The following is a 3,496-nucleotide window of genomic DNA, read 5'->3' as shown; positions in this document are numbered from 1 at the left end:
CGACAGCGTCGTCACCGTCGCCACCAGCTCGTTCAGCAGGTAGGCGAACTTGTTGTCGGGCGACATGATGATGTGGCGCGGGCCGGTCATCGCCTTCATCTGCACCACCGGCGGCGTGTTCGCCGTCAGCTTGCCGGTCTTGGCGTCGAGGCGGAACTGGAAGATCTGGTCGGTGCCGAGATGCGGCACGAAGACGTAGTGGTTGGTCTTGTCGGTGATGATGGCATGGGCGTTGCGGGCGGTCGGGATCACCTGTATCGGCTCGGACACCTTGCCGTCCTTGCCCACCGCGTTGACGCTCACCAGGTGGCCGCCGTAGGAGGCGCCGAGCAGGTAGCGGCCGGTCTTGTCGACGTAGATGTACGGGAAGCTCTCGGCGAGCGGCGCGGTGGAGAGCTGCGTCAGCGCGCCGGTCTTGCGGTCGATGGAGTAGGTGACCACCGTGAAGGGCTTGGAGCGCACCGCGGCGTAGAGGAAGCGCTGGTCCGGGCTGACGCTCATCGGCATCACCACCTTCCCCGCGTCGACGCGCGGGCCGGGCTGCAGCGTGCCGTCCGGCTGCAGCGTGTACATGCCGATGTTCCCGTCCTCGGCGTTCGAGACATAGACGAACGTGGCCGCCTGCGCGGCGCCTGCGAGCGTCATGAGCGTGGACAAAACGACTCCCTTGACCAGGTTGAATGGGTTCATGGGCTCCTCCTTGCTTCGAACGCGAACGAGTTTATCCTGATCTGCGTGTCGACGTCAGCCCTCGGCCAGCGCCTGGAGGCGCTCGCGGGCGAGCTTGCCGCGGTCGGTCCTGGGGAGGGCGTCGACCAGCCGGATCTGCTGGGGCTGCTTGAACTCGGACAGTCGCGTGGCGCAGTGGGCCCGGAGCTCATCCGTGGTCACGACCTCGCCGGGCCGCGGCACCACGAAGCTCACGATCGCCTCGCCGTAGACCGGGTCGGGGACGCCGATCGTCGCGGCGTCGGCGACGGCGGGGTGGCCGAGCAGGACGCTGGTGATCTCCATCGGCGCGACGTTGACGCCGCCCTTGATGATGACGTCCTTCGTCCGGCCGGTGAGGTAGAGGTAGCCCTCGGCGTCGGCGTAGCCGAGGTCTCCCGTGCGAAGGCCGTCGCCGGGAAGCGCCATCACCCGCCCGCGCTCGACGAGATAGCCGGCGGCGAGCTGGCGCCCGGTGACGACGAGCTCCCCCTCCCGGCCCGGCGGACACACCGCGCCGCTCTCGTCGACGAATCGCGCCTCGATGTACGGCATGGCCGGCCCGATCGAGGAGAGCCGCCGGGCTCCCGGCGGGTTGCCGCCCATGAACCCCGCCTCGGTCATGCCGCATCCCTGGACGATCGGGATCCCGTACCGGCGCTCGAAGGCGAGCTGCGTCTCGACCGGGAGCGGCGCCGAGCTGCTGGTCATGAACCGGAGGCTCGGGAGGTCGGCCGCCGTCACCGCCACCGGCTCGGCGAGGAGCACGGCGAAGACGGTGGGAACGCCGGCCGCGACCGTGACACCGTATTCGCGGATCCAGTCGAAGAACCGGCGGCGGGAAAACCGCGGGGCCAGGACCAGCCCGGCCCCGGCCTGGAGCGAGGGACCGACCGACAGGACCTGGGGCGAGGCCCAGGAGAGCGCCCGGTACTCGAGGAGCCGATCGTCCTCGGTGAGGCCGAGGCGCTCGACCAGGGAGCGGGCCTGGTAGAAGACGGCCTGGTGGCTGATCAGGACGCCCTTGGGGGTGGCGGTCGTGCCGGAGGTGTAGTCGAGGATCGCGATGTCACGGGGCCCGCCGACCCGGCGCGAGCCCGGCGTCGCCGGGAGGGCCGCCAGTTGCGCCCACAGCTCGTCGAAGGGCAGTGCCGTCTCACCGGCCGCGCGGGCCAGGGCCTGGAGCTCGGCCGGGAGGGCGGGACTCCAGAAGGTCAGCCGGGGCTCCACGTCGTGGAGGATCTGGGCGACGTTCCTGGCGTGGACCTCGACGTTGATCGGGTTCACCGTGGCCCCGTACCGCTGGACGCCGAGGAACAGGACCAGGAGCTCGAGGCAGTTGTCGCTCAGGACGGAGACGCGGTCGTTGGGCCGGAGACCCCGGTCGGCCAGGAAGTGGGCGACGCGGTTCGTCGCGGCGTCCAGCTCGGCGAAGGTGAGCCCTCCGGGCGGTGCGAGACACTCGACATATCCACGGGCGCCGTGCGTCCGCGCATGCCCGGTCAGGAGCGAATCGATGTCGCGGAAGGCTTCGATCGGCTCGGTCAGATGCCGCGCTCGGCCATCCACCGGGCGTAGCCTTCCTGCGAAGCCCGAGCCCGCGCGATCTGCTCCTCGGTGAACCACTTCCGGAGGTCCACCAGCTCGACCTCGTAGCGCGCCCGCTCGAAGGCCTCTTTGTAGACGAACGGGACGGTCGCGTCGATGGCCAGGCCCCCCTGGAACTGGATGTTGCTCTGGGTCCAGTCGCGCTGTCCGGCCGTGCTCCGCGCGCTCGGCTGGAACGTCTGGCCGAAGCCGCCGGCACAGACCGTCTGGACGCTCTCCGGCGTCACCCGGGTGGCCAGGGCCCACAGGATGTCCTCGGGCTCGTAGATGTCGATGTCCTCGTCCACCGCGATGGCGAGCTTCATGCCGAGCGACAGGGCCATGGCGGCCGTCAGGATGTTCCGCTGGATGCCCTCGTCGCGCTGCCGGCGCTTCCGGACCTGGAAGATCGCGCCGCCCCAGTCGGTCATTCCCATCGGGATGTGGGTGTCGACGCAGAAGCCCGGCGAGATGCGGTCCGCCACCTCGAGGAAGGCCGCCTCCCGCATCGACACGTCGATGTAGTGGTCGTCCATGCCGTGGACGATGAGCCCGTAGTAGATGGGCTTGTCCCTCCGGTGGGTGATGGCGGTCGCCTGGAACTTGTAGGTCCGGTAGCTCTTGCCCATGTAGCCGGCCCACTCGGGATGGAAGGGGTAGACGCCCTGCTTGCCGTCCTTCTCGGCCAGCGGGCTCTCCCAGACCTTCTGCGTCGTGTCGAGATAGCCTTCGATCACGTACTCCGCGTTGGCGATGGCCCAGGCCTCCACCGTGCGGGCCTTCACCAGCTCCACCGGGAAGCCCTGGAGGGCGCCGGCCACGCCGAGCTCGTCCGAGCCCTTGGGCAGGATCATGTAGGTGAAGCCCGAGCCCGCCATCATGGTGCACGCCGGCGGGACGCCGATGTTGATCGTCATCGGAATCGGCTCTTTCCGGTACCAGTGGGTCGCCACCATGTCCATGTGGGAGCCGGGCGAGATCTGGAAGCTCGAGTAATCCGGGCCCCGGAAGTGCATCCGGTTGTAGCCGATGTGAGAGCCGCCCCAGAAGAACTTCCCCCGGACCACCGTGTTGCCGGCGCCCAGCGTCCGGGCGGGATCCGACTTCGAGTGGGAGATCATGGGGATCCGGTCCCACACGTCGATGTCCCGGGTGACGACGACCTCCTGGCACGGCGCGTCCTTCACTTCGATGGGTGGGA

3 protein-coding genes are annotated in these 3,496 nt (G+C 69.2%); all 3 read right to left on the bottom strand.

Annotated features, from left to right (window positions below; all coding sequences use genetic code 11):
- On the bottom strand, positions 1–690 hold a 690-nt coding region (locus tag VGW35_27060), incomplete at its 3' end, for a beta-propeller fold lactonase family protein (GenBank protein HEV8311335.1).
- Positions 691–744: 54 nt separating this feature from the next.
- Positions 745–2,277 (bottom strand): AMP-binding protein, encoded by a 1,533-nt coding sequence (locus tag VGW35_27055; protein HEV8311334.1) that lies wholly within the window; start codon positions 2,275–2,277, stop codon positions 745–747.
- Positions 2,253–3,496, bottom strand: a 1,244-nt coding sequence (locus VGW35_27050; protein ID HEV8311333.1) for a UbiD family decarboxylase, incomplete at its 5' end; no start/stop codon positions are given. The genes VGW35_27050 and VGW35_27055, both read right to left, overlap by 25 nt.

The sequence above is a fragment of the Candidatus Methylomirabilota bacterium genome (genome assembly GCA_036005065.1).
GTDB lineage: Bacteria > Methylomirabilota > Methylomirabilia > Rokubacteriales > DASRDR01 > DASYQW01.
This window is presented reverse-complemented; position numbering and strand designations above follow the sequence as displayed.